Origin of the sequence: Halalkalibacter oceani (assembly GCF_023715705.1) — a bacterium.
Classification (GTDB): Bacteria; Bacillota; Bacilli; order Bacillales; family Bacillaceae_D; genus Halalkalibacter; species Halalkalibacter oceani_A.
Genome location: NZ_JAMBOS010000003.1, coordinates 146586 through 171693 on the forward strand (window position 1 = coordinate 146586; position 25108 = coordinate 171693).

Consider the following 25108-nt stretch of genomic DNA (forward strand, 5'->3'; position numbering starts at 1 on the left):
ATGTCAGAGGCCAAGGTTTTTCCGATGAAGCAAAATGAAGAATGGGATGAATGTAAACAGCAGTTGTATCAGGAACGTCTTCGTCAGATTCATCAGCAGGAGCATACCTCGACCTCACTACAGCAGAGTCACGAAGAGATAATTGTCAAAGCGGTCAGTCTCGCTTTAAACAGGACTGAAAGTGAGTGGGGCAGGCCTCCTGCTCACTTTGCTTTCTTTTTAATGGGAAGTGGTGGCAGGCTGGAGCAATCCTTTTGGAGCGATCAGGATCACGGCATTGTGTTTGAAAGCGAAAACGAGGAGGACCAGGAATACTTCCTTCATTTAGGAAAGGAAATAGTGAATGTCTTGGCGGCGGTTGGCTATGAGCGGTGTGATGGCAAAGTGATGGCGTCGCATCCGCGCTGGTGCCGTTCATATGCAAGCTGGAAAGCCCAGCTCAGGCATTGGCTGAACGAGGATAAGTGGGAGACGCTGCGGCATACGCTGACGTTTGTCGATGCCCGTCCCGTACATGGGGAAGCCAGGTTGGTCAAGGAGTTAAAATCATTTCTCTTTCAGGAAGTGAAGAAGAACCCGAACTATTTGCCCCGGCTGACGGAAAACACAGGGAGGCTGCGAAAAGGGCTCGGGCTGTTCAATCAATTGCTCGTCGAGACAAAAGGAGAGCATGTCGGGAAATTTGATTTAAAGCAAATTGTTCTCTTTCCTTACGTCAATGCGCTCAGGCTTCTGGCGATTGAAGAGGAGCTATTCTCTTCTTCCACGCTCGGACGGTTCGATGAGCTGTCTTCGGCTTTTGCCTCTGTCAAAGAGCTGCGATCTTCTTTTGAACAACTAATGGAAAAAAGGCTTCAATGGCAAAAGACGACAGAGCGGTACGGGGATATCCATCATCTTGCCCTCAACGAGCTTAATGAGGAAGATAAACAGCTGTTGAAAAGCTGGGTAAAGGAAGGGCATCAGCTGTACCGGGAAATTGAAAAACGCTATAAAAAGGGTGGATCCGCATGGTCATGAATTCCATGGTGCAACTGGTAAAGCAGCTGTCAGGAAAGCTGAGTCCTTCCATTTATACGTCGATGCAGCAACAGTCGGCAGCGGCACGCCTTTCCCATTTGCGTCAAATACAGCGGGAGCTGAAACAGGAAGATGTATTGGATAAGAAGTTGACAGAGCTGCCTTTTGTCATTTTTGATTTGGAAACGAGCGGTTTCTACCCTGACAAAGGAGATTGTATTCTTTCGATTGGCGCTGTGAAAATGAAGGGGAGCGACATTTTAACGGAGGAAACGTTTTACTCAACGATCCAGTGTAAAAAGGAGCCGTCGGATGAAGTGCTTGAGCTGACTGGTCTTACACGGGACGAACTGGCTGCTTCTCCACCCTTAGCTGAAGTACTGACAGATTTTTATCAATTTACGGGTCATTCGACCTTGGTCGCTCATCATGCAAGTCATGAAAAAAGCTTTATGTCTCATGCAACATGGCAAACATTACGAACAACCTTTCAGCACCGTATCATCGATACGTCCTTTTTAACCAAAGTGGTAGTACCGGCAAAAAAGCTTGTTACGTTAGATGAATGTTGTGAGTATTTCAATATTCCCGTGCAGAAGAGGCACCACGCTAAGGAAGATGCTCTGATGACAGCGAGACTTTGGCAGGCAAATATACACTTAGCGAGGGAAGCTGGCTTTGACACGTTGCGTGACGTATACACTTTTTTAGCAAAAGGTCGTACAGGAGAAGCGTCTAGATAAAGAATAGGTGAATGAAGGAGGAGGGGAGGGAGTGAAACCCGATATTCCACGTGAGCAGGCTTGCTTTCCCATCCGAGTTGTGATGGAAATGACAAATCTGTCTGCCCGGCAAATACGTTATTATGAGGAACAAGGTTTAGTGAAGCCCTCACGCAATGAAGGAAACCAGCGGATGTTTTCAATTGAAGATATCGAGCAGTTTCGCGAAATCAAACGATTTATTGAACAGGGGGTGAATGTTGCGGGAATTAAAGCAATTTTTGCCGCTAAAGAACAGGACAAACGGGACTGATCACTTGAAATAGGTGATTGGTCTCTTTTTTAGGGTCAGAAAGTTATAAACATTCGCAGAGCTAAGTGTGGGAAAAATCGAGGAAGACACTGGCTCCGCACGTTACGTTCTCCCTGAAAAAACACCACTTTCATGGAAAACAAAGATCGTTGTAACGGCTCCTCGCAGTGCTTCAAAGAAAAGCCGCCTATGGCGGTTTTCTTATAGGCTTCTCGATCTCTCTATGCTAAGATGGTATCAGGAAAGCGAGGAAGTTGTATGAACATACCTGCACAGAAAATTATTCACCATATAGACATGCAAGTAGCGGCGATGAAAAAAGCGGCGGCGGAGGGTGAAACGGCGCGGATAAGCGAATGTGCCACGGCGATCGAGGCCTATTGTCAGTTGCTGAAAGGGTCGGCGAAGCAAGAGCCATCTGCCTCTGTCAATCAGCAGACTGTCACGCCCAAGCCGTTGACTTTTGTCCAGCCAACGATCCACGAAAAAGAGGAAGAAAAAAACAAGGGCAGTCTGCTGGATTTTTAGCCAAAGCCAAAGCAATTCAAGGAAGGCAAAGGCAGTACTCGTTGCGCGGCGAGTGACAAAAAAACGCTCGTCACTCGCCTTAAAACCAGGCAACGGTCCAGCACTTTGCACATAATAAAAGCGAGGTTAATCGCTTTTATTATTCCATTCGACGAGGACGGCGTTGTGGAGTGATTCGTCGTCGTCGACGTAGTTTGGCAGCACTTGGAGCGGAGTCAGCCCTTGCTTGAGCATGAAGGAAAGGACGAGGTCCTTGATTTCCTGTCGTTCAACCGCTTTTACATACTCGTCCGGTGAGAGGGTGTCGGCATACTTATGATAATCGGGAATACGGCAGCCTGCGAGAAAACGGGCGAGGCCAAGCTCGCGGACGAGCTGTTTTCGCGCTTCGTAGAGCGCTTTGGCGACACCTTGGCCGCGAAAGCTTGGCCGGACGCACACGTCTATTCCGTATAAACTGTCACCGTCGGGCTCGTGGCTCGCCCGAATGTAGCCATTATCGGCGATCTCGGCCCACGTGTGGGGCTTCCCGTTATACGTAGTCAGAAGCGAGGTCGCTGAGCCGACGACAGTACCATCTATTTCAGCCAATAAAGCACCGGCCGGAAAAGTATCGACATGGGCCTGAATCTGTTCAGGAGACCACCAAAGCTCCGGCGGGAAGGGCGGTGGAAAGGCCTCCTTTTGCAAATCTAACAGCTGCGGATAATCCTCCATTGTGTATCGTCTGATTGTCATCGAAGCCAAGATCAATCACTCCTTTATGGACGGCTATTGTCCTTATTTTAGCGTACCTGTAGAAAGGAGTCTATTGGCGATCTTTTGACGTCTGGAGCGATATTCGCTATTGTATATAGAAGAAAACGAAGGAATAGGAGTTGTCTGTATGGCAAAAATCTTTCTTTTACTAGGTAGCCTTTTGATGGCGCTGGCAGTTGTGATCGGGGCATTTGGCGCTCACGGTCTCGAGGGCCGCTTGTCAGAACGAATGATGAAAAATTACCAGACAGGAGTCCAATACCATATGATTCACGGGATCGGTCTTTTGCTCGTCGGTTTGGTCGCGCTTAAGCTGGCGCATTCATCCTTGCTCACCGGAGCAGGCTGGAGCTTCATTATCGGGATTGTTCTCTTTTCAGGAAGCTTGTACGCGATGGCGTTAACCGGTGTAACGAAGCTTGGCGCCATTACTCCAATTGGTGGACTTGCTTTTATCATCGGCTGGATTTTGCTGGGGATCGCAGTCGTTCGCGGCTTGTAGAGGATTGTGGGAAAGGCGAAGCATTGAAGGAGCTGTTACAAAACGGCTGGGCGAAAGGTTGTTTGTCCCTTTCGCCCAGCCTTTAGTTTTGTCCCGCCCCCGGTTAGCAAACGAAGCGATTGCCAATCTTTATGGCCGCGGTGAATACTGTGTAAGCGGCGTTTGCCCGCCGTAAGGGTATTCATAGTCAATTGGGTCTTCAAATGTCACATAGTCCAACGTGACCATCAACAGCAAATAATGCATCCCTGTCTCCGGGTCACCGACGATAATGTGGTCGCGGCCGGCTTCCTCGATTCTTCCTCTGAAAATTTTCGCGTTCCATTGGTCATTGTTTTCATAGGTCATATAAAAAGTCGCCATTTTCCCCCGGTTGAGCCGGAGAATATTTTCAATAAAGGATTGTTCCAGTGGCAGCAACCCTCCCTGATTCTGGGCAGCCTGCTGCTGCTGGACAAAGCCTGGAACCTGATCCTGATAATTTTGCGCAGAAAAATAAGGCATCTGGCCTTGAGCCTGGGTCTGTGGCTGCGGCTGCATCGGCTGTGCATATCCTTGCTGCTGCTTCGCATAGCCGTAGTTTTCCAAACCTTGTGTCGCCGGGTTCCACTGCTGATTATTTTGACTCATCTTTCTCGCCCCTCTTTTTTTATCATGATTTAGTAAGTGCTATATACTTCCGGACATTCTGATGCGAGCGGGGTATAAAAGCAATGAGATTTGTACCTTCCTGAATTCCATTGGCCCCACCATTGGGGAGGGCAGGCCCCTTCCGGACGGAAAAACCATAAAGCAAATTCTCCTGGGTTGAACCGATCTCCATTAACTACCCGTTGAGCCAGTCTCCTGTCTCGCTCTCTTGCCCTTTGGTAAAAGTATCCTTTCTGTGTCGCCTCAAAGCCGCCGGGCGATTGAAAGGTCATCTGTGAAATCGTGGCAATACCGGCAAAATCAAGACAGCGGACTCTCGTACGATTTACCATGACGTTTCCTGCGTTGAGCATACCGAGCTCCCCATCTCCCTCAGCCTCGGCCCGCATCAGTCGTGCGAGCATATCAATATCGCTGGATGAAGCCTTTATAACAGCCATCCATTCACCTCCTCATCATGTTGGCAATCTCAGGTGTCGCGAAGTTCATTGCCTTCCTATGTAACGAAGACATTGGCTGACGCAGGCAAGTACAGTTACCTCACTACTATGAAGAAAAGGAAAGGTATAGACCATTTTTTACTGGAGCCTGATTTATAAAAAATAAGGGTATGCCAAAAGGGGCGATTTCCTTTTGACATACCCTCTGCTTATAAAAAAACGCTGGAGTTAGCTTTTATGGAGACCGGACAAAAGGGAAAAGAGACACCACCTTTTGCCCCGGTCTTGTTAAGCGTGGAAATAACGGGACAGCTCGGTCGGATTGAGAATGTTTCCGACATAGAATGAGCCAAACTCGCCGTAACGGGCTGACACTTCATCAAAGCGCATTTCATAAACCAGCTTCTTAAATTGAAGAACATCGTCGGCGAAGAGCGTCACGCCCCATTCCCAATCATCGAAGCCGACTGAACCTGTGATGATTTGTTTGACCTTACCGGCATAGCTCCGGCCAATCATACCGTGGCTTCTCATAAGTGAGCGGCGGTCATCCATCGGAAGCATATACCAGTTATCCTCGCCTTGACGGCGCTTGTCCATTGGATAAAAGCAGACATGCTCTGCCTTTGGAAGGGTCGGATACAAGCGCGAACGTACATGAGGATTTTGGTATGGATCGCCATCGCTTTCCCCGACCATATAGTTGCTGAGCTCGACAACAGACACATAGGAATAGGTCGGGATCGTGAATTCAGCAAGGCGTGTTTTGTTAAAGGCATTCTCAATCTCATTTAGCTCCTGCATCGTTGGGCGAAGCAGCATGAGCATGATGTCAGCCTTTTGTCCGACGATCGAGTAGATCGCATGGCTGCCTTGTTCCTTTGCTTCCGTCTGCTCCCACTTTTCAATCATCGCGTGGAATTCAGCTAAAATCTGCTCCCGCTCTTCTGTTGAAATTGATTTCCAGGCCGGCCAATTGATTGTCCGAAAATCATGCAGACAATACCAGCCATCTAATGTTATCGCAGCTTCACTCATTGAATAACAGCTCCTTTTTTTATTACCATCTGTCGGACGCTTTTGCGCACCGTGTCACTAGCACTATACCATATTTAGTGAGGGAGAAAAAAGGAAATGACCGAGGGAGGAGAACGGAAACGACCCTTGTTCACAAAATAGTCATCTGCCCGTTTTACATAACAAATCGATTACTGGCTAAGCTATAAAAGCGTTTGAATAAGCGAAAAGAAGGAAAAAAAAAGAGTATGGAAGCGTAATCAATAAGATTTTTTGAAAAATTGATATTATAATGAACTTGACAAAATCGGTTTCCTTTTTCACAGGAGGAAGGTATCCTTGAAAGAGACCATTTCGTGTATGAAAAAGAGGAGGATGCTGTAGTGAGTAATCTCTTTACAGATATAAAGGCAAAGGTGGAAAAACACCGGCCGACGATCGTTCTGCCTGAAGGGACAGATGAACGAATTCTTGAGGCGGCAGCCAATTTGGCCATCGACCAGGTTGTTAAGCCGCTTTTAATTGGAAATGAAACAGAAATCAAGATGAAGGCAACGGAAAACAATGTCAATCTCAGCGGGGTGCCGATCATTGATCCAGCGTCCTATAGCGGGATTGACGAGATGGTAGCGGCCTTTGTGGAACGCCGCAAAGGCAAAGAGACGGAAGAAACAGCGCGGGAAAAATTGAAAGATGTTAATTATTTTGGCACGATGCTCGTTTATATGGAAAAGGCAGACGGCCTCGTCAGCGGGGCGGCCCATTCAACCGGAGATACGGTACGTCCGGCTTTACAAATCATTAAAACATTACCGGGGATTCAAAGAACATCAGGTGTCTTTGTGATGGTAAAGGATGAAAAGAAATTCGTCTTCGGCGATTGCGCGATCAATATCGCCCCGACAAGTGAAGAATTAGCAGAAATTGCGATTGCAACGGCGGAAACAGCGAAAGTTTTTGGACTTGATCCTAAGGTCGCCATGCTGAGTTTCTCAACAAAAGGTTCCGCTTCCTCGATCGAAACGAAAAAGGTCGCGGAGGCGACGAAAATCGCCCAGCAGACCCGCCCTGACCTTGTAATTGATGGTGAATTCCAATTCGATGCTGCGTTTGTCCCGGCGGTCGCTCAGAAGAAGGCTCCTGATTCTCCGCTTCAAGGGCAGGCCAACGTCTTTATTTTTCCGAGTCTTGAGTCCGGCAATCTCGGCTACAAAATTGCCCAACGCCTTGGTGGCTACGATGCAATTGGTCCGATCTTGCAGGGCTTGAATAAGCCGGTCAATGATTTATCGCGCGGTTGTAACGCAGCTGATGTCTATAAGCTGTCGTTAATCACAGCGCTACAGGCGATCAACCAGAGAGAGGCTGTTACGATGTAAATGAGACAGACTGACGCAAAAGGGCAATCACCCCTTTTGTGTCAGTCTTTTTTCATTGCGGCTGGCAATCCGTTCATAGTTCGTACTAAATAACGCTGTCTCCTCTGTTGAGGTCAGATGAGGGTGTACGTCAACCTTTTGCTGCAAAAGATAAAGCAGCCGTTCATTTAAAGCGGCAACGGTCAGATCCGGATCAAGCAGTTCAGCTAAAGAAGCCATCGTCTCTGGTTTAATGAGCGGATAGGCGGACAAAGAATGTGACTCAGGAACAGCAGCCTGATAAAAATCCCGCAGCAAAGCAGCTCGCCCTGAACCTGAGCCTTCTACGCACAGGTAAATTTGGACAGCAATGCCGTTGCGTAGCCGCCGTTGGGAAATCCCGGCGAATTTTTTGCCGTCAATGCTTAAATCATAGCTTCCGGGACAATAGGAGCCGACAATTTCATACGCCTGAATCGGCTGATCATAATCAGCGAGCAGCGCCTTTATCGTGCCGTACATCAGCTCGTAAGCAGCATCAATCGTCATTCCCTTGATCTCCGGAAATAAAAGCGAGATGTTTAATATCCCGCTGTCTAGCAGGACAGCAAGACCGCCTGAATTTCGGACGATCACACGGTATCCCTGCTCTTCCAAATAAGAGCTGCCTGCTTCGACAGCAGGCAGACGTGTATCCTGAATACCGAGAACGACGGTATTGTGATGAACCCATGTTCGCACAAGCGGGACTGCCTGTTTTTGACCGATTAATGTACAAAATGTGTCATCATAGGCAAAGGATTGCAATGCATCAAAGGCCGGACCGAATCTCGTTTGATCAAGCCATCGCCATTGGGAGGAAATCGTCTGTAAATCATGTTTCATGGGAGGCAGCTCCTATAGATAAATTCTCAAACAAGCCCATTATAGCATGCTGGTGAAAGGATTGCTTCTCTCAGAATATGTGCTATACTGAAGGGTAGCGCAACAAACAAATTTATCGATTTGATATAGATGAAGGAAGAAAAATGAATAAGGAAAGGAACATCAGAAATGGCTAATGAATTTCGCATTTGTGATGAATGTCAAGCGACCAATGTGAAGACACTCCTTCCACGGCTGAAAAAGGTTGACGGGCAAGCGAAGATCGATATTCGTTGTCAATCCTATTGTGGACCGGGTAGAAAAAAGTCGTTTGCATTTGTGAATAATCGGCCTGTAGCTGCACCGGACGAGGATCAATTAATCGAAAAAGTGATCAGTAAACTTTCAAAATAAGAAAGGGGCTGGGAAAAAGGTTGTTTTTACCTTTTGCCCAGCCCCTAAGCAATGAGCGGAACCGTCACGATTTTTTAAAGCCCGTTGTGAGTGGGTTTCTCACAACGGGCTTGTGGCGCGTGAAGCCATTGCTACTCCATGTTAACTAGCTTTGTGTCATCCTCTTTAAAAATGGTTTTATTAAAGGGACAGACGGTCTAAAGGATCCAGTTCTCAGGTCCTTATCACATATGGTGGAAATTTTTTCAAACAAGTCCTTAATCCTACATAATTAGTTCATGGTTGTCTAAAAGATATTTTACTGATAAAATTTTGAAGCGTAAGTGGGTTTCGAGATCGGCCGTCTCGGGAAATAACAAATGGCAGAATATTTTTGAATCTAGATGATAAGAACAAAGAGACAGATTGGAGGCTAGGCGATGAGTTTAACGAAAAAAATATTAATCGCCCTTATCTTGGGTGTTATTGTAGGCTTAGGTTTCAATCTTTTTGCGCCTAACGCTTTTATTCCGCTTGATACTTATGCGTTAACCCCGCTCGGGCAGCTTTTCCTGAAATTGATTACGATGCTTGTTGTGCCGCTTGTATTCTTTTCCATTGTCCTTGGAACAGCCGGGATTGGGGACCCGAAGCAGCTTGGACGTATTGGTTCGAAAACGATCGCTTATTATTTGGTGACAACAGCAGTCGCTCTTGTCATCGGGATCACAGTTGCCTACATATTGCAGCCCGGACAGCCGGGATTGATGGGAGAAAGCGAGGCGGAATACTCGGCTGAAGAGGCTCCACCGATTATGGAGACCTTGTTAAATATTATCCCAGAAAATCCAATTGAAGCGATGGCGACGGGAGAGATGCTGCAAATTATCGCGTTTGCTGTCTTTATCGGTTTTGCATTAGCGAAGCTGGGAGACAAAACGCGTGGCATCCTCCGGCTGATGGAACAGGGAAATGAAATCATGATGTATCTCGTAACCGTGGCGATGAAGCTGGCGCCGATTGGCGCGTTTGCATTAATTGCTTCGGCATTGGGCAAGCTTGGGCTTGATGCGTTGGGCTCAATGATGATGTATGTTGTCGCGGTTATTTTGGCTTTGGTTATTCACGCCCTCCTAACCTATGGCGGATTGATTGCCCTTTTGGCACGACAAAATCCGATTGCTTTCTTTAAAGGGTTTTTCCCGGCGATGACAGTAGCCTTTGGTACGTCCAGCAGTAATGCGACTTTGCCGCTATCGATGAAGACGGCTCAGGAGAACCTCGGTGTATCCAAGCCGGTCTCAAGCTTTGTTCAGCCGTTAGGGGCGACGATTAATATGGATGGGACCGGGATTATGCAGGCGGTTGCGACGGTCTTTATTGCCCAGGTTTATGCAGCGCAATTATCATTCGGTGATTTGGTAACCGTCGTCTTAACGGCCACGCTGGCCAGTATCGGCACAGCCGGTGTGCCGGGTGTCGGGATGATCATGCTGGCGATGGTGCTCAGTTCCGTCGGATTGCCGGTGGAAGGAATCGCCCTCGTACTGGCCGTTGACCGCATTCTGGATATGCTTCGTACAGCGGTCAACATAACTGGAGATGCTTCCGCTGCGGTTATCATCGACCGGACCGAGGCAAAGCATATCGAAAAGGAGGCTGCCGCGAGCGCGCGGAGAGCCTAGGAAGAAGAACCTTATCAGCCGGCGGGCTTCCCGGTGCGCTGGTAAGGTTTTTTTCAAAAGATAAGAAAAAATAAAATTTTCGGGTTGATTCGAGGAAGGGTGGCGGCTTCGCACGCTGCTTCTAAGAAAAGCCGCTACGCGGTTTTCTTAGAAGAGAAATGAGAAACGAGCTAACAAAACGCTGTTCTGTTCGTATATAATAAGGGTACGACTCTATGGAAACGAGAGGGAACTATGGCTAAACCTTACTATCGTCAATTAGAAGAAGAAAAAGTGTTTAAAGACCCGGTGCACCGTTATATTCATGTGAGAGACGAACTGATATGGGACTTGATTGGCACAAAGGAATTTCAGCGTCTTCGGCGAATCAGGCAGCTCGGTACGACGTATGTGACGTTTCATGGGGCGGAGCATACGCGCTTTAATCATTCACTTGGCGTATATGAAATCACGAGGCGTATACTTGAGGTGTTTAAGGGGCGGCCGAATTGGGAAGAGGATGAGCGACTGCTGGCCCTTGTTGCGGCTCTTCTCCACGATGTAGGACACGGGCCATTTTCTCATTCCTTTGAAAAAGTGTTCGATACCGATCATGAGGAATGGACGCGTGAAATCATTATGGGGGACACCGAAATTCATCACGTGCTGGCGCGGGTGAGTCCGGAGTTTCCGAAGGCGGTCGCTGATGTTATCGAAAAAACCTATTCCAACAAGCTGGTGACGAGCATCATTTCAAGTCAGATAGACGCGGACAGGATGGATTATTTGCAGCGCGATGCCTACTATACCGGTGTGAGCTACGGACACTTTGATATGGAACGGATTTTGCGGGTGATGAGGCCGATGGAGGATCAGGTTGTGATTAAGCAGAGCGGCATGCATGCGGTCGAGGATTATATTATGAGCCGTTATCAAATGTACTGGCAAGTGTACTTTCATCCTGTGACCCGCAGCGCGGAAGTGATTTTAAGCAAGATTTTTAAACGGGTGAAAACGTTGTATCACGAAGGCTACTCCTTTACCCATCAGCCGCTCCATTTTCTTTCCTTTTTTCATGGAAAAGGGAGCTTGCGCGACTATTTAAGGCTCGACGAAGCGATAACCCTGTATTATTTCCAGGTTTGGCAGGAGGAAGAGGATCGCATTTTGCGTGATCTTTGTGTAAGATTCCTTAATAGGCGTCTTTTCAAGTATGTCGAATTTGACCCGAATCAGCGGATGAATGACTGGCCTAAACTACAGGAGCTGTTTCGTGAAGCGGAGCTTGATCCTGATTATTACCTGGTGATCGATTCTTCATCTGATTTGCCTTATGATTTCTACAGGCCTGGTGAAGAGGAAGAGCGGGTGCCGATCCATCTTATTTTACCGAATGGAAAGATCCGCGAGCTTTCGCGTGAGTCGGAGGTCGTTGAAGCAATATCTGGAAAGAAGCGCACCGATCATAAACTGTATTTTCCGCATGATTGCCTGACCGACGAAGGGGAGCATCGGCGGAGTAAGATGCAGATCCGTCAGTTATTAAATCAATAATGGGAGGAGGGGTTGGCATTGCTGAAGGACCATGCCAATGTCATGAGCCTTTTCTTGCAGGTCGGCGAGGTCGTCGGGAGAAAAAAGCTGCAAAAAATAATCTACATCGCGAAAAAACTGGACATGCCTTTTTCCGAGCGTTACACCTTTCATATGTTCGGCCCTTATTCAGAGGAGCTGTCATTGCGGATGGAGGAGCTGTGCAACCTCGGTTTTATGACAGAAACGAGGGAAGATAAAGGCAACTATTTTCAATACCGGTATCAGTTATCTGAATCTGGCAGACGTTTTTTGGAATTATATCAATTTGAGCAGCCTGATGTGAGAGAGCTCGCAGCCAGGTTAAACGAGCAGAGCTCCCGTTTCCTTGAGCTTGTCTCCACGCTTCTTTATTTTGAGGAGCTGCCGCGTGAGGAAGTCGAAGAGAAGGTATTTACATTGAAACGCAAGCAAAATTACCGTGAAGAAGAAATTGAGCAGGGCTATCGATTTATTGAATCACTAAAGGAGACAGTAAGCCGGACAGCCGGATAAATTAGGATAAGAGCTTGAGATAAAACTAGCTTTGGACCTACTGGCAATGGCTTCACACGCCACAAGCCCGTTGTGGCGGTTCCGCTCACTGTTTAGAGGCTGGACAAAAGGTGAAAAAAACAACCTTTTGTCCAGCCTCTTTTCTTTTTCGTGCTTCTTTTTTGGTCTGCTGGTTGTGTCATTCGTTAGGGAGATCCATCGCTTTTCTCCATTAGCGAACCTAATAGACAAATGTCACTCATTATGACTGAAATTTCAAGGTCACTAGTATCAAACATGCAAATAATAATGCTAAATAATAGACCGAATGAATATAGTTGTAGTAGCTCAAGAAGGGGGGAGATTGAAGTAGTTCTGCGTTTGCATGAGCCTGCTTGCAAAAGTAAGTAAGCGCTTTCCTGATGAAGAGGTTGCTCTTATGAATTGATATGCGGGGGGAGATAAAATGAGACGAAAATGGCCTTTACTATTTTTTGTTTCCATTGTGAGCGTAATTGCGCTGCTTGGCTGTTCGGGCAATGAAAAGACAGAGGGGGCGGGCGGGTCTTCGGAATCTAATGACCCGACATATACATTAAGATTTGGCCATGTTTTGACCGAGCAGGATCCCTTTCATGCTTCGTTCAAGAAGTGGGCGGAGGCTGTAAGCGAGAAAACAGAGGGTGATGTCCTGATAGAAGTATTTCCAAATGCCCAGCTGGGGGTTGAGGAGGATGTACTTGAACAAATGAGACAAGGGTCGAATATCGGCTGGCAAACAGACTCTGCCCGGTTAGGAAACTATGTCAATGAGATTGCCGTGCTCAATGCGCCCTATTTTCTCGAAAGTCTTGATGAAGTGCGCCAATTGATGGAGTCAGAAGTGATGGAAGAATGGCAGCAGCGACTTGAAGAAGAGTATCAGATTAAAGTGATTTCCTTCGCCTATGCCCAGGGACATCGGAATGTTTTTTCCAATAAGGTCGGGACGAATCCGGATGAGTTTAAAGGGATGCTGTTAAGAACGGCGGGAGCGCCTATTTGGGTTGAATCGGTCAATTCACTTGGCAGTGAAGCGGTCGCATTGCCGTACGGCGATTTGTATAACGGGATTCAAACGAATGTCGTCGATGGGGCTGAGCTTTCGTATGCGGCGGCCCGCAATCTCAATGTTCAAGAGGTGGCCGATCATATTATCGAAACACAGCATATTTATCTTATTAACTTCGTCGTAAGCAGTGCGGAATGGTTCAACAGCTTACCTGAAGAGTACCAAACAATTCTGATTGAGGAAGCAAACAATGCCGGACTTGAGGTATCCGAGCAGCTTGAAGCAGAGGCTGAAGGCCATAAACAGGCGTTGATCGATGCAGGAATGAATTATATACCATATGACGAGCTGGATATCGAAGCATTTAAGAAAGCCGGCCAGGCCGCTTATGATGCGCTTGATCTGAATGATGCCAGAAAAGCGATATATGAGGAATTAGGAAAAGAAATTGCAGAATAGGAATCCGGGTGAGATACGATGAGGTCAATGTACCGAAATTTATGCAAAGTGGAAGTTGCGTTAGCGATCATCTGCTTATTGATAACCGTGTTCACGTTAACGGCAGCAGCATTGATGAGAAGCCTCGGAACGCCGATCAACTGGGCGCTCGATATTGCTCTTTTAAGCTTTGCCTGGTGCGCTTTTCTCGGAGGAAGCATTGCTTTTAGAGAAGGGGAGTTTGTCGAAGTGGACTTTGTTTTCCGGAAATTCCCCGCCAGTGTGCAAAGAATTGTGGAAATGTTACTCTACGCGGCGATCTTTGCTTTTCTGTGTATGTTGATTTACTTGGGCACGGTCCTGTCAATCAGCACATGGAACCGCTCCTTCCAAGGTATTCCGGCGCTTAGTTACACATGGATTACCTTAAGTATACCAGTGACGGCATTGCTTATGGTTGTCACGCTACTTGTGAAGGTTTATAAGAAGGTGACTAAATCAGAAACGGGTAGCGACATAAATTAACAATCTGTCAGATGACGATCAGCGGGATTTCTTTCCCGCTGATAAAAGGAGTACAGCGATGATACTTGTCATGATCACTTTTTTACTCTTGTTACTGATTCGAATGCCGGTAGGGTTTGCGATTGGGATTTCGGGAACGGTATTTTTTCTTCAGAATGCAGAGCTTCCATTAACGACGATCGTCCAGCTCCCGATTTCTCAAACACAAAATGTGACATTGCTTGCTGTGCCGCTCTTTATTTTTGCCGGGAGCTTAATGAATGCATCGGGAATCACGAGCCGTTTAATTAAGCTGGCTATGCTCCTGACAGGACATATGCGGGGAGGGCTGGCCCAGGTAAGTGTTGTTCTTAGTACGTTGATGGGGGGCGTTTCGGGCTCGTCCAATGCGGATGCCGCCATGCAGGCGAGGGTTCTAGGGCCGGAACTTGAAAAACAAGGGTATCCGAAGGGCTATTCCGGCTCTGTTATTGGTTATTCGTCTTTGATTGCTTCCACGATTCCTCCTGGCGTAGGGTTAATCCTCTACGGAACGATTGGTGAGGTTTCGATTGGAAGACTGTTTGCCGCCGGAATCGTCGCCGGTTTTCTGATGATGATTTTTTTAATGGTGACGGTAGCGATAACGTCTAAATTGCGGGGCTTCCAGCCTGCAAGGGAAAAGCGGGCAAGCTTTATCGAAATTCTAGTCTCCCTCAAGGAAACAATCTGGGCATTGCTTTTTCCGGTTATGCTGCTTATCGGCCTTCGCCTCGGCCTGTTTACAGCTTCTGAAATCGGGGCCTTCGCCTGTGTATACGCCTTGTTTGTCGGCTTTTTTATTTACAAAGAGCTAACGATAAAAACGTTGGTCAAAACATTAAAGGAATCGATTGTGACAATCGGGGCGATTATGTACATGATAACGATGTCCGGCGTCTTTGGGTACGGAATACCGCTAGAAAGAATTCCGCAAAAAATGACCGCCTTTGTCTCGGAAATCACGAGCCAGCCAGGAATGGTGCTCATACTCGTTATTTTGTTTCTCCTACTGTTTGGGATGGTGATGGAGGGCTCCGTTCTCATTATTTTGCTTACGCCGATCTTGCTGCCGCTAGTCAGCGGCTTTGGAGTCGACCCGGTGTTTTTCGGCGTCATTATGAGCATCGTCGTGACGATGGGAATCTTGACACCGCCGGTAGGAATTGCGATGTATACGATATGCGGCATCTTAAAATGTAAAATGCAAGATTATTTAAAAGAAAATGTGCCATTTGTTATTACGATCTTTGTATTAATCGCCGTGCTAATCGCTGTACCTGATCTTGTGCTTTTCCTGCCTAAGTGGCTATATGGCTAACGAAGGAAAGACTTGGGACGATAAATGCTCCGAAGCGGGAAGCACTGGAGTGCACGTCTGGCCGGGCCTCATCAGTAGAGCATATGAGTTTCGTACAGGCAGCTTAATTTCCAGTGTATGATCTGGCGAAAAAGAGGAGGCAGATGGATGATCAACGCGCCATCAATCGCTAACTGCGATCTTTTGCATATCGGAAAACAAATTGACGAGCTTGTAGCAGGCGGTGTTACTTTCCTGCATATCGACTTAATGGATGGTCATTACGTACCGAATTTGTTTTTGCCGACCAGTGTTGTAAAGGCGATTAAAATGAAATATCCGCATATTGTGACAGATGTGCATTTAATGGTCTCCAATCCTGAAGCTTATGTGGATCTTCTGAAAGAATATGACGCAGATTATGTCAGCTTTCATATTGACAGCACAAGCTTTTCAATCAGAATCCTCAGGGATATTAGAGAAAAAGGGATGAAAGCGGGTGTTGTCATCAATCCTTCCCAGCGAATTGATTGTATTGAGCCGTTAATCCGCTATGTGGATTATGTCGTTTTAATGACCGTCGAGCCCGGATTTGCCGGCCAAACATTTATGGAGGGGTCGCTCGAGCGTCTCGATGAACTCCAGCAGCTAAGACAAAAATACAAGGCCTCCTTTTTGATTTCGGTCGACGGTGGGATCGATTATCCAAACGCAATTGAAAGTGTAAAAAGAGGAGCGGACATCTTAATAACCGGCATCTATACGATATTTAATCAATCAGTCGGCTTGACGGAAGCCTGCAAAAAGTTCCAACAGGACATGCACAACGTGGAGATAAGCCGTAAATGTCTGCATGACTGATGTCGCAAGAGCATGCGTGGTCCGATACGGGAAGCTGTTCCAAAAGGGTAATTCTGACCTTTGCGGAACGGCTTTTCTTTGTTTTGGCGTGAAGAGAACATGTTTCAAGTACCCGCGCAGCTCAATCCTATCAACCGCCCCTCCCGCAAATATAATGATTGTCAATACACAAGCAATCGACTAGGATTAAAAAAGAAGGGAGGTCTCTGGAAAGCGTGGGAAAAAATAGAATGCTTATCGCTTTGTTGCTTTTCTTGCTTATGAGCCAGAAGGTGGAGGCGGCTGAGGAACGGCGCTTAGTCGTCGGTTATGACCCGGATTTTCCTCCCGTTCATTTCACCGCTGATGGGAACCCTCAAGGCTTTGCCGTTGATCTGATGAATGAAATCGCTTCCAGGATGGGGGAAGATATAGTCTATGTGCCCCTGCCGCAGTCGGAAGGAGTGCGACAGCTGAAGAATAACGAGCTTGATATTTTGCTGAGCGCCTATTTTAATGAGGACCATGCCGGGATGATGGAGTTCTCAGACTCGATTTTGACGACGTCCATTGGCTTGATTGTCCACCGGGAGAACGAAAATATTGAGGGGCTTGCTGAGCTGACTGATGCTGTGACGGCCTTGCAAAAGGACACATTGGAATATGATTTTCTCCGTAATATTCGCAGCATTAAGTACCATATCGCCAGCAACCAGGTAACCGCTCTTGAGCTTTTGCTAAAAGGGAGAGCGAACGCCTTTGTCGGAAACATGCTGACAGCGGAGTATGAGTTGGCCGCCAGAGGGCTGGAGGATGATTATAAAATTGTTGGAAACTACTTACTACCGGTTGATTATACGATGGCCGTCCAGCAGGAAGATTATCAGTTGCTGAGCAGGCTCAATGAAGCGATTCGCGAGATGAAAGCCGATGGGACGTATAGCTTCATTTATGAAGCCTGGTTTGAAAGCGAAAATGAGCTTGAGGACCGCCTGTGGCTGGCCCTGCAAATTATCGGCAGCCTGCTGCTTGTTGCGACGGTTTTGTTCTTATTAGGGATGCGCTGGAACAAGCAGCTGCAGCGGGAAGTCGCGAAGAAAACGAATGTGCTGCAAAGGATGAATGTCCAGCTTGAACAGCAAATGGCCGAGATCAAAAATAGTGACGAGTTTCAAAAGCAAATTTTAAACAGCAGCCCAAGAGGGATCGCGACGATTAATGCTGCCGGCTTCGTTACGTCCTTTAACGAGAAAGCGCGCGCGATTTCCGGGGAACGGCAAGCTGTTACCGACAGGCATTATCACGATATTCCATTATTGAAGCTGCTGCTGGAAGGGCGGTTTGCGGAAGTGCTGCGCCCGGACAATTTAATACTGGGCGAGGAAGCCGTCTGGCAGAAAAATGAGACGGATACGTATTATTTACGCTATTATATTTACCCGTTAAAAAACTTTGAAAAGCAGGTTATCGGCCTGATTGTGACATTTGAGGATATTACCGAGGAACATAAGCTGAGACTCCAGCTGTTTGAACGAGAAAAAAATGAAGAGCTTAGCAGAATCGTTGCCGGCATTGCCCATGAAATCCGCAATCCGTTAACCTCGATAAAAACTTTTGTGGAATTGATCCCCCTTAAATACAATAACGCACGTTTTCAAAATGAAATTTCGACCTATGTCCCGCAGGAAATAGAGCGGATGAATCAGCTGATTCAAGGGCTGATCGATTACACGAAGCCGGCCCGGCTCAATAAAGAGCGAATCGATGCCGGCGCGGTGGTCGAAGAATGTCTGATCCTATTTGAACGGACGGCGCTTCATAAAGGAATTACGATGCAGTGCACGACGGAGGAAAATCTCTGGATCGAGGCCGATGCCAATCAGCTGAAACAGGTGCTGATCAACTTAATTATTAATAGCCTTGATGCCCTAAGCAGCGGAGAAGAGCAGGTGAAGCCACTTTTGCAGCTCGCGGCATTTGAACAAGGCCCCAACGTCTGCATTCAAGTGACGGATACGGGGGAAGGAATGGATGACTACGAGCGAGGACAGGCATTGAAGCTCTTTTATACGACGAAAGCGAAAGGGACGGGGCTTGGGCTGGCGATCGCCAGTCAATATATAAAGGAAAACAACGGCGAGCTGGCGATAAACAGTGAAAAAGGAGCAGGGACGACGATTACATTAACATTTATAAAAGCGATGGAAAAGGAGGCAGCGCGATGAGACGAATTTTAATCATTGATGATGAAGCGGCCATTTGCTCCTCGCTTGCGTTTGCGCTGGAGGACAAGTATGAGGTAAAGACGACGACAGACCCGGCAGAAGGAGTAACGTGGCTCGAACTTGACGACTATGACCTTTGCCTGCTTGATTTAAAGATCGGGCAGACCGACGGAATTGAGGTGCTGAAGCAAATAAAGGAGGTCAGCCCGAAGACGGTTGTTTTAATGATTACCGCTTACGGGACGATCGCGACCTCTGTCCGGGCCATCCGGGAGGGGGCCTACTCCTATTTAACAAAGCCGATCAATATCGAAGAGCTTCATTCCGTGATTGAGCAGGCATTTCGCTATCAGCATCTGAACGAGCAGGTCGATTTTTTAAGCCAGGAGCTGGAGAAAAAGTACAGCTATGAAGGGATCATTGGCAAAAGCAAAGCGATGAAGGCAGTTTTTCACCTGATCGGAAAAGTGAAGGAGGTCGACTCCAACGTCTTAATAACCGGAGAGAGCGGGACGGGCAAGGAGCTTGTCGCGAAAGCGCTCCACTTCTCAGGCAAAAGAAAAAAAGCTCACTTTGAGGTTGTGAATTGTGCGGCGATACCGGATCAATTGCTGGAAAGTGAGTTGTTCGGCTATGAAAAGGGAGCCTTCACCGGAGCGGTCTCAAGCAAGAAAGGCAAGTTCGAGCAGGCAAATGGGGGAACAATCTTTCTTGATGAAATCGGTGATATGCCGCTTGCCCTGCAAGCGAAGCTGCTCCGCGTCCTGCAGGAGAAGGTCGTCACAAGGCTCGGATCGAACAGGGACGTTCAGCTTGATGTCAGGGTGATAGCCGCTACCAATAAAAACCTCGATGAAGCAGTAAAAAAAGGTGAATTCCGCGAGGATCTCTATTTTCGGCTGAATGTCATTAAGGTGCCGCTGCCGGCCTTAAGAGAGAGAAAGGAAGATATTCCGTATTTAATCAAGCATTTCATCGAGCAGTTTAACGAGGAAATGGGCCTGCATGTAAAAGGGCTGACGAAGCAGGCGCAGCGGATTTTGCTTGATTATGAGTATCCAGGCAATATTCGCGAGCTGTCCAATATTATTGAATCCTCGATGGTTCTGGCCGATGATGAGTACGTGGAAGAAACGGATTTGCCAAATCAGGTCCGGAAAATCAATTACGCTTCAAACGGGGAGAACGGGCTACATAAAAGCTTTGTCGGTCTGCCTTTAAAGGAGATCGAAAAGCATTTCATTCTGGCAACACTGGAAGCGAATAAAGGACATCGAAAGAAAACAGCGCAAATGTTAGGAATCAGCGAACGCAGCTTGCGCGACAAGTTAAAGCAGTATGAGCATCACTAAAACGAAAAAGCGGAAAAAAATGCAGGGCGGAATTTTTTTCCGCTTTTTTTAGAAAAATAAGAAAGGATAAAATTTTCGGCTGGATTCGAGGAAGGGCGGCGGCTTCGCACGTTACGCGGCGGTCTGAAAGAACCCCGCTTTCAGACGGCCTTAAATGATTGTAACGGCTCCGCACGCCGCTTCTAAGAAAAAAGCCGCTCTGCGGTTTTCTTATGGTGGAAATGTATGCGTTTCCAATAATGAAGCCGTTTTTGAGTTGGCATCATTATTGCAAAAGGAAGGTGTCCAATACTTTATAAACAGAAAGGGGAAAAACGATGAAGAAATTTTTAAGTTTGTTGGTGATGTCGAGCTTGCTGTTGGCGGCCTGCGGTGGAAGTGATGAGCCTGCGGGAACGGAGGGGGAAGAACCGGCAGGTGAGCAGAGTGAAGCCGCTGGTCTGGAGGACTTGTTCGTCACGGTCGCAACCGGTGGGACTTCAGGCGTCTATTACCCGATTGGCGGAGCAATTGCGAACATACTCGAAACGGAGTTAGGGGTTGATTCCTCCGTGCAGGCGACTGGCGCCTCTGTCGAGAATATCAATTTGCTCAATACGGAACGGGCCGAGCTGGCGATCACGATGGCCGACGCGGTGCTGCAGGCGTATGAGGGCAATGGCGCGTTTGAAGGGGAGGAGCCGATTGAATCGCTGAGAGGATTGATGGCGATGTATCCGAATTTTGTTCAAGTTGTGACGACAGAGGATTCGGGCATTGAAAGCATTGCCGACCTTGCCGGCAAAAGTGTCGGCGTCGGCGCGGCGAATTCAGGGGTTGAATTAAACGCACGGATGGTGCTGGAGGCATATGGATTAAGCTATGACGATATCGAGGAGGATTATCTTTCTTACAGTGAAGCGATCGATCAGATTAAAAATGGAATGATTGATGCCGCCTTTGTGACGAGCGGTGTTCCAAATGCGACCGTCATCGATCTTGACACGACTCACTCCGCGAAGATTTTGCCGATCGAAGGGGAAGCGCTCGATTATTTGATTGAAACGTATCCATTTTTTACGTCGGAAGTCATTCCGGCTAATGTGTACGGCAACGAAGAAGAGATCCAGACAGCGGCGATTACAAATTTACTGCTGATTTCCAATGATCTTTCCGAGGATGTCGCCTATGAAATTACGAAAACGCTATTTGAAAACCTGGAAGCCATTCAAGGCTCTCACAATGCCGCTCAGGACATTTCGCTGGACACAGTCGATGTCGGGATGCCTGTGCCGTTTCACCCTGGCGCTGAGCGCTACTTGAAGGAAGTCGGGGTGCTGGAGTAAACCGGTCTGGTTTCATCCGAAAAGGTGTCGCGGCTCTGTGCCGCACAAGGTGAGCGGGAGTGTCGCATTCCCTGCTCACCTGTAAAATAGGGGCGGCCTTCATGTAAAAGTATCGACATTATCCCTGGAAGGAGCATCCTCCGATGAAAGGCAGGCTTTTCATTGTCCTACTTTGCTTAACGGCGTGCGCCGATAGTAACGAGATGACGCTCGTCGTCCAGCATCAGGAGCATCATGAAATTTATAAAGAAGTGCAGCAGCTGAAAGCCGGAGACACATTTTCGTTAACATGGGTTCACTCTGTCGAGCATACACCGTGGAGGGAAACCTATCAGTTGACCGAAGATGGGGAGCTGGAGCTGATCGAAACGGCTTTTCAGTCCTTTGGTGCCGGTGTCCCTCACCAAAAAGGAGAGATGACCGTTGAAAATGGAGAGGTTATCGTCCGCAATCTTAATGAACGGATCGATGCCTTACGCTGGATCCACTCGCATCATGTCGGATTTGAACTGACAGTCGATGGGGAACCGGCTTTTCAGACGGAGGACTTGCCCCACCTTGAAAAAATTGAAATCAGGGCGCTCCCTCAGACGAATCAAAAAAGCGTGTTAGAGAAGAGGTGATAGCATGGCACAGACGAAGCAGCAAGAAGCTGAACTGTCCAATGACCAGCAGGAGCTTTTAGAAAAATACGACAGCGAATCAAGGGTTCGCACTCATTCCAGTAAAATCGCCGCTCTACTTGTCTCGATTCTGGCGATTGCGCTTTCGCTTTATCATATGTACACATCCTATTTCGGAACGCCGGTCACGCTCCAGCATCGTTCCCTGCACGTGGCGGTGATTTTAGCGCTTGTCTTTCTGCTGTACCCGCCTTTTAAAAAGGCAAGCCGGACGAAGCTGCCATTCTACGATATTATTTTCGCGCTTTGTGCGATCTCGACGTCGGTTTATATTTTCGTCGACTATTTAGGGATTGTAAATCGTGGTGGCTTGCCTAATCAGCTTGATCTTCTGTTCGGGGGATTGCTCGTTCTGCTCGTATTGGAAGCGGCACGCAGGGTCACAGGCTGGGGTCTGCCGCTGCTCGCCGTTCTCTTCTTCTTATACGGCTTGTTCGGCAGAGAGATGGCGGGGATCTTTCGCCACCGCGGCTATACATGGGATGAATTGGTCAATTTCATGTATGTGACGACAGAGGGGATTTATGGGACGGCAATCGGCGTCTCGGCGACATATATTTTCCTTTTTATTTTGTTTGGCGCCTTTTTGTCAAAATCAGGCATGGGGCAATTTTTTAATGATCTCGCCCTGGCGATTGCCGGCCAGACGAAAGGCGGTCCAGCGAAAGTCGCGGTCATCGCCAGCGGATTTCTCGGAAGTATTAATGGCGCGGCGATTGCCAATGTCGTCACGACAGGTTCATTTACGATTCCGTTAATGAAAAAAATCGGCTACAGCCGCAACTTTGCCGGAGCAGTGGAAGCATCGGCTTCAGTCGGCGGGCAAATTTTGCCGCCAATCATGGGGGCGGCGGCGTTTATTATGGCCGAAACGCTCGGGATTCCGTACAGCCAGATCGCGCTTGCCGCGCTGCTGCCTGCCCTGCTTTATTACACAGGGATTATCGTCCAGATTCATTTGCGGGCGACAAAGCAGGGGCTGCGCGGCATATCAAAGGAAAATCTGCCGCGTGTGATGGAAGTAGTAAAGGAACGGGGACATTTGCTGATTCCGCTGATGTTCTTAATGTATATGCTCTTTTTCAGCGGACGGACGATCATTTTTTCTGCGCTGCTAACGATTCTCGTCACGATTCTGGTGGCAATGCTGCGCAAAACGACGAGAATGTCATTGAAGGATATCGTGGAAGCGCTCGAACAGGGGGCGAAAACCTCAATCGGGGTGGCGATTGCCTGCGCCTGCGTCGGGATCGTTGTTGGTGTGGCGACGATGACAGGCTTTGGTTTGAAGCTGGCCAATGGCATTGTCACCCTCGGCGGTGAAAGTTTATTGCTGACGCTCGTATTTACGATGATCGCCTGCATCGTCCTCGGTATGGGATTGCCCAGTATTCCAACCTATATTATTACGGCGACGATGGCCGCTCCAGCACTTATTTCGATGGGGATTGAGCCACTCGTGGCGCATCTGTTTGTCTTCTACTTTGGTCTGTTTGCCAACATTACCCCGCCTGTCGCATTGGCTGCCTTTGCCGCGGCCGGCATCTCGGGAGGCGAGCAGATGAAAACAGGGTTTGTTTCAATGAAATTGGCGATTGCCGGATTTATCGTCCCGTATATGTTCGTTTATAATGACGCGCTTTTGCTGTTGAATACGACTTTTACAGAGGGACTTGTCGTGGTGATTACGTCGGTGACAGGTGTGATCATGCTTGGAACAGCGGCGGAGGGCTATTTATTTACCGACATTCCGTGGCCGTTGCGGATCGTCCTCTTTGCCGGGTCGCTGTTATTTATGAATCCAAATTTTATCCAGGATATCATCGGCTTTACGATCATTATTGTCGTCGGCTTGCTGCAATGGCAACGGAGTAAGAAGACGACGCCAAAGCAACTCAGCATGTAGGAGAAGTGGTATAAAGGACCTGCGGAACAGGGCAATGATGATGGAACGGAGGAAAAGCAAAAGCTAAGCTGCTAAAAAAGTGCAATACTCACTTTTTTAGCAGCTTTTTAGTTACAGTCAGCGGGTAGAGTAGCCCCGCCAGTATCGCCTATTCGTCAGACTTCCTTACGCCGGCGACGCCGAAATTGGTTTTCTTCATTTCCTCAATCACGACTGAGACGCGCTCAGCCGGCGCGTCGATTGAATTGGTGACCGCTTCTGTCACTTTTTCAACCAATGCCCGCTTCTGATCATCAGAACGTCCTTCAAGAATTTTTACGGTAACGATTGGCATGAAAACACCCTCCTTTCCTATTGAGAAGAATATGTATCCATCCGTTTTTCCTCCCGCTGCGATTGTGTCTGATCAGGCATAAAAGCAGGGAAGTAGAAAACGCTATCTTAAGACTAGCATATGGAAGGTCATTTTGTGTAGAATTTAATTAAGGCAGGAAATAGGAAAGGGTGACATAGATGGATTTACTGAATAACGATAATTTGAAGAAAAAGAAAAGCAGCGGCTTTAATATTTTAAGTGGGGATTCCACTTCCGGTCATGGAGGATATGGGGCTGGTGTGCTGAACCTTGATAACGTATCGCCGGTTTTCGTCGACCCGGCGGAAGGGGAAGCGTTCGTCGATATGGGCGCGCTGCACGCCCGCTCAGCCGTTGAAAAACGGATTAAATTCCTACCGAACAAGGAGGACGTGCCAAACGGCAAGCTGTACTGGCTCGTCTGGGTAGCCATCCAATACCGAGAAGGCAAGCCGTATTACGCCGGAGTGACGGGCTGTGAGATGACGGTTGATAAAGAAATCCGCCGCGGCTATAAAAGCCTTCCCGAGCATGTTAATAACATGGATAAGGCGCTGAAAGGGAAAATTATCGTTGAGCATATGGATCAGAAGTCAAAAACAATTCTCGCTGAATTTTTGAAAAACCATAATGAGCAAATGTGGCTTCATTCTGAAAAAGAGCTGCATAATGCGCTTGCGGGGGAAGGATCAGCTTAAAGGAGGATTGTAAACCCCTAAAATAACATAACTTTGAACGATTTTTGAACACTGGTGCGCCCTCTTGAGCTTTTCGACGAGAGCGAGTAAACTT

26 protein-coding genes are annotated in these 25108 nt (G+C 47.7%); 20 read left to right on the plus strand and 6 right to left on the minus strand.

Annotated features, from left to right (window positions below; all coding sequences use genetic code 11):
• The 4 genes from M3212_RS04265 (at window position 1) to M3212_RS04280 (ending at window position 2583) form a co-directional block, all read left to right on the plus strand.
• The gene (locus tag M3212_RS04265) at window positions 1–1020 is read left to right on the plus strand and encodes a DUF294 nucleotidyltransferase-like domain-containing protein (protein WP_251192716.1); all 1020 of its coding nucleotides are present in this window, start codon (window positions 1–3) and stop codon (window positions 1018–1020) included.
• Window positions 1011–1763, plus strand: a complete 753-nt coding sequence (locus M3212_RS04270; RefSeq protein WP_251192717.1) for a 3'-5' exonuclease — start codon at window positions 1011–1013, stop codon at window positions 1761–1763. The genes M3212_RS04265 and M3212_RS04270 overlap by 10 nt, the downstream gene beginning before the upstream one ends.
• 31 nt (window positions 1764–1794) lie before the next feature.
• Window positions 1795–2055 carry a MerR family transcriptional regulator gene (locus tag M3212_RS04275; RefSeq protein ID WP_349774166.1) on the plus strand — a complete coding sequence of 87 codons (261 nt, stop codon included), beginning with the start codon at window positions 1795–1797 and terminating at the stop codon, window positions 2053–2055.
• A gap of 258 nt (window positions 2056–2313) precedes the next feature.
• Window positions 2314–2583, plus strand: a complete 270-nt coding sequence (locus tag M3212_RS04280) for a DUF5327 family protein (protein WP_251192718.1) — start codon at window positions 2314–2316, stop codon at window positions 2581–2583.
• Window positions 2584–2709: 126 nt separating this feature from the next.
• Here the strand turns inward: M3212_RS04280 and M3212_RS04285 are convergent, their stop codons facing one another.
• Entirely contained in the window at window positions 2710–3321 is a 612-nt protein-coding gene (locus M3212_RS04285) for a GNAT family N-acetyltransferase (protein WP_349774168.1), read from the minus strand.
• A gap of 148 nt (window positions 3322–3469) precedes the next feature.
• Here M3212_RS04285 and M3212_RS04290 point away from each other — a divergent pair, with 148 nt between their 5' ends.
• Window positions 3470–3844: a DUF423 domain-containing protein gene (locus tag M3212_RS04290; RefSeq protein WP_251192720.1), complete on the plus strand. Its 375-nt coding sequence runs from the start codon at window positions 3470–3472 to the stop codon at window positions 3842–3844.
• Between the two features lie 129 nt (window positions 3845–3973).
• Here the strand turns inward: M3212_RS04290 and gerQ are convergent, their stop codons facing one another.
• The 3 genes from gerQ to hemQ form a co-directional block, all read right to left on the minus strand.
• A complete protein-coding gene (gene gerQ / locus M3212_RS04295) occupies window positions 3974–4474 on the minus strand; it encodes a spore coat protein GerQ (RefSeq protein ID WP_251192721.1) in 501 nt (166 codons plus the stop codon).
• 29 nt (window positions 4475–4503) lie between these two features.
• Window positions 4504–4935, minus strand: coding sequence for a cell wall hydrolase (locus M3212_RS04300; protein ID WP_251192722.1), 432 nt, complete (start codon window positions 4933–4935; stop codon window positions 4504–4506).
• Window positions 4936–5223: 288 nt separating this feature from the next.
• On the minus strand, window positions 5224–5973 hold the full coding sequence (gene hemQ / locus M3212_RS04305; protein ID WP_251192723.1) for a hydrogen peroxide-dependent heme synthase: 750 nt from the start codon (window positions 5971–5973) through the stop codon (window positions 5224–5226).
• A 362-nt stretch (window positions 5974–6335) separates the two neighbouring features.
• Between hemQ and pta the strand changes: the two genes are divergently transcribed.
• Window positions 6336–7331 (plus strand): phosphate acetyltransferase, encoded by a 996-nt coding sequence (pta, locus tag M3212_RS04310; protein ID WP_251192724.1) that lies wholly within the window; start codon window positions 6336–6338, stop codon window positions 7329–7331.
• 27 nt (window positions 7332–7358) lie between these two features.
• Here the strand turns inward: pta and M3212_RS04315 are convergent, their stop codons facing one another.
• Window positions 7359–8195 carry a lipoate--protein ligase family protein gene (locus M3212_RS04315; protein WP_251192725.1) on the minus strand — a complete coding sequence of 279 codons (837 nt, stop codon included), beginning with the start codon at window positions 8193–8195 and terminating at the stop codon, window positions 7359–7361.
• Between the two features lie 168 nt (window positions 8196–8363).
• Here M3212_RS04315 and M3212_RS04320 point away from each other — a divergent pair, with 168 nt between their 5' ends.
• The 13 genes from M3212_RS04320 (at window position 8364) to M3212_RS04380 (ending at window position 23961) form a co-directional block, all read left to right on the plus strand.
• The gene (locus tag M3212_RS04320; protein ID WP_251192726.1) at window positions 8364–8588 is read left to right on the plus strand and encodes a DUF1450 domain-containing protein; all 225 of its coding nucleotides are present in this window, start codon (window positions 8364–8366) and stop codon (window positions 8586–8588) included.
• 419 nt (window positions 8589–9007) lie between these two features.
• Window positions 9008–10252: a dicarboxylate/amino acid:cation symporter gene (locus M3212_RS04325; RefSeq protein WP_251192727.1), complete on the plus strand. Its 1245-nt coding sequence runs from the start codon at window positions 9008–9010 to the stop codon at window positions 10250–10252.
• A 234-nt stretch (window positions 10253–10486) separates the two neighbouring features.
• Complete coding sequence (locus M3212_RS04330; RefSeq protein WP_251192728.1) at window positions 10487–11785, plus strand: HD domain-containing protein; 1299 nt, start codon at window positions 10487–10489, stop codon at window positions 11783–11785.
• An 18-nt stretch (window positions 11786–11803) separates the two neighbouring features.
• Entirely contained in the window at window positions 11804–12319 is a 516-nt protein-coding gene (locus M3212_RS04335; protein WP_251192729.1) for a YwgA family protein, read from the plus strand.
• 445 nt (window positions 12320–12764) lie between these two features.
• Window positions 12765–13808, plus strand: a complete 1044-nt coding sequence (locus tag M3212_RS04340; RefSeq protein ID WP_251192730.1) for a C4-dicarboxylate TRAP transporter substrate-binding protein — start codon at window positions 12765–12767, stop codon at window positions 13806–13808.
• 18 nt (window positions 13809–13826) lie between these two features.
• A complete protein-coding gene (locus M3212_RS04345) occupies window positions 13827–14312 on the plus strand; it encodes a TRAP transporter small permease (protein ID WP_251192731.1) in 486 nt (161 codons plus the stop codon).
• Window positions 14313–14370: 58 nt separating this feature from the next.
• Window positions 14371–15651, plus strand: coding sequence for a TRAP transporter large permease (locus tag M3212_RS04350; RefSeq protein WP_251192732.1), 1281 nt, complete (start codon window positions 14371–14373; stop codon window positions 15649–15651).
• A 147-nt stretch (window positions 15652–15798) separates the two neighbouring features.
• Window positions 15799–16491 (plus strand): ribulose-phosphate 3-epimerase, encoded by a 693-nt coding sequence (locus M3212_RS04355; protein WP_251192733.1) that lies wholly within the window; start codon window positions 15799–15801, stop codon window positions 16489–16491.
• 215 nt (window positions 16492–16706) lie between these two features.
• A complete protein-coding gene (locus tag M3212_RS04360; RefSeq protein ID WP_251192734.1) occupies window positions 16707–18695 on the plus strand; it encodes a transporter substrate-binding domain-containing protein in 1989 nt (662 codons plus the stop codon).
• On the plus strand, window positions 18692–20047 hold the full coding sequence (locus M3212_RS04365) for a sigma-54-dependent transcriptional regulator (RefSeq protein ID WP_251192735.1): 1356 nt from the start codon (window positions 18692–18694) through the stop codon (window positions 20045–20047). Before M3212_RS04360 ends, M3212_RS04365 begins: the two co-directional genes overlap by 4 nt.
• 317 nt (window positions 20048–20364) lie before the next feature.
• Window positions 20365–21372 (plus strand): TAXI family TRAP transporter solute-binding subunit, encoded by a 1008-nt coding sequence (locus M3212_RS04370; RefSeq protein WP_251192736.1) that lies wholly within the window; start codon window positions 20365–20367, stop codon window positions 21370–21372.
• 143 nt (window positions 21373–21515) lie between these two features.
• Window positions 21516–21995: a DUF1850 domain-containing protein gene (locus M3212_RS04375; protein WP_251192737.1), complete on the plus strand. Its 480-nt coding sequence runs from the start codon at window positions 21516–21518 to the stop codon at window positions 21993–21995.
• A gap of 4 nt (window positions 21996–21999) precedes the next feature.
• Complete coding sequence (locus M3212_RS04380; protein WP_251192738.1) at window positions 22000–23961, plus strand: TRAP transporter permease; 1962 nt, start codon at window positions 22000–22002, stop codon at window positions 23959–23961.
• Window positions 23962–24109: 148 nt separating this feature from the next.
• Here M3212_RS04380 and M3212_RS04385 read toward each other — a convergent pair whose 3' ends face one another.
• Window positions 24110–24295 carry a 2-hydroxymuconate tautomerase gene (locus M3212_RS04385; RefSeq protein WP_251192739.1) on the minus strand — a complete coding sequence of 62 codons (186 nt, stop codon included), beginning with the start codon at window positions 24293–24295 and terminating at the stop codon, window positions 24110–24112.
• Window positions 24296–24474: 179 nt separating this feature from the next.
• Between M3212_RS04385 and M3212_RS04390 the strand changes: the two genes are divergently transcribed.
• On the plus strand, window positions 24475–25014 hold the full coding sequence (locus M3212_RS04390) for a YwhD family protein (protein WP_251192740.1): 540 nt from the start codon (window positions 24475–24477) through the stop codon (window positions 25012–25014).
• Window positions 25015–25108 lie beyond the last annotated feature (94 nt).

Excerpts from the sequence above, each read along its gene's own strand:
- M3212_RS04265 (WP_251192716.1), top strand. The coding sequence starts at position 1 with ATGTCAGAGGCCAAGGTTTTTCCGATGAAGCAAAATGAAGAATGGGAT.
- M3212_RS04270 (WP_251192717.1), top strand. The coding sequence starts at position 1,011 with ATGGTCATGAATTCCATGGTGCAACTGGTAAAGCAGCTGTCAGGAAAG.
- M3212_RS04280 (WP_251192718.1), top strand. The coding sequence starts at position 2,314 with ATGAACATACCTGCACAGAAAATTATTCACCATATAGACATGCAAGTA.
- M3212_RS04285 (WP_349774168.1), bottom strand. The coding sequence starts at position 3,321 with ATGACAATCAGACGATACACAATGGAGGATTATCCGCAGCTGTTAGAT.
- M3212_RS04290 (WP_251192720.1), top strand. The coding sequence starts at position 3,470 with ATGGCAAAAATCTTTCTTTTACTAGGTAGCCTTTTGATGGCGCTGGCA.
- gerQ (WP_251192721.1), bottom strand. The coding sequence starts at position 4,474 with ATGAGTCAAAATAATCAGCAGTGGAACCCGGCGACACAAGGTTTGGAA.
- M3212_RS04300 (WP_251192722.1), bottom strand. The coding sequence starts at position 4,935 with ATGGCTGTTATAAAGGCTTCATCCAGCGATATTGATATGCTCGCACGA.
- hemQ (WP_251192723.1), bottom strand. The coding sequence starts at position 5,973 with ATGAGTGAAGCTGCGATAACATTAGATGGCTGGTATTGTCTGCATGAT.
- M3212_RS04315 (WP_251192725.1), bottom strand. The coding sequence starts at position 8,195 with ATGAAACATGATTTACAGACGATTTCCTCCCAATGGCGATGGCTTGAT.
- M3212_RS04320 (WP_251192726.1), top strand. The coding sequence starts at position 8,364 with ATGGCTAATGAATTTCGCATTTGTGATGAATGTCAAGCGACCAATGTG.
- M3212_RS04325 (WP_251192727.1), top strand. The coding sequence starts at position 9,008 with ATGAGTTTAACGAAAAAAATATTAATCGCCCTTATCTTGGGTGTTATT.
- M3212_RS04330 (WP_251192728.1), top strand. The coding sequence starts at position 10,487 with ATGGCTAAACCTTACTATCGTCAATTAGAAGAAGAAAAAGTGTTTAAA.
- M3212_RS04340 (WP_251192730.1), top strand. The coding sequence starts at position 12,765 with ATGAGACGAAAATGGCCTTTACTATTTTTTGTTTCCATTGTGAGCGTA.
- M3212_RS04345 (WP_251192731.1), top strand. The coding sequence starts at position 13,827 with ATGAGGTCAATGTACCGAAATTTATGCAAAGTGGAAGTTGCGTTAGCG.
- M3212_RS04350 (WP_251192732.1), top strand. The coding sequence starts at position 14,371 with ATGATACTTGTCATGATCACTTTTTTACTCTTGTTACTGATTCGAATG.
- M3212_RS04355 (WP_251192733.1), top strand. The coding sequence starts at position 15,799 with ATGATCAACGCGCCATCAATCGCTAACTGCGATCTTTTGCATATCGGA.
- M3212_RS04365 (WP_251192735.1), top strand. The coding sequence starts at position 18,692 with ATGAGACGAATTTTAATCATTGATGATGAAGCGGCCATTTGCTCCTCG.
- M3212_RS04370 (WP_251192736.1), top strand. The coding sequence starts at position 20,365 with ATGAAGAAATTTTTAAGTTTGTTGGTGATGTCGAGCTTGCTGTTGGCG.
- M3212_RS04375 (WP_251192737.1), top strand. The coding sequence starts at position 21,516 with ATGAAAGGCAGGCTTTTCATTGTCCTACTTTGCTTAACGGCGTGCGCC.
- M3212_RS04380 (WP_251192738.1), top strand. The coding sequence starts at position 22,000 with ATGGCACAGACGAAGCAGCAAGAAGCTGAACTGTCCAATGACCAGCAG.
- M3212_RS04385 (WP_251192739.1), bottom strand. The coding sequence starts at position 24,295 with ATGCCAATCGTTACCGTAAAAATTCTTGAAGGACGTTCTGATGATCAG.
- M3212_RS04390 (WP_251192740.1), top strand. The coding sequence starts at position 24,475 with ATGGATTTACTGAATAACGATAATTTGAAGAAAAAGAAAAGCAGCGGC.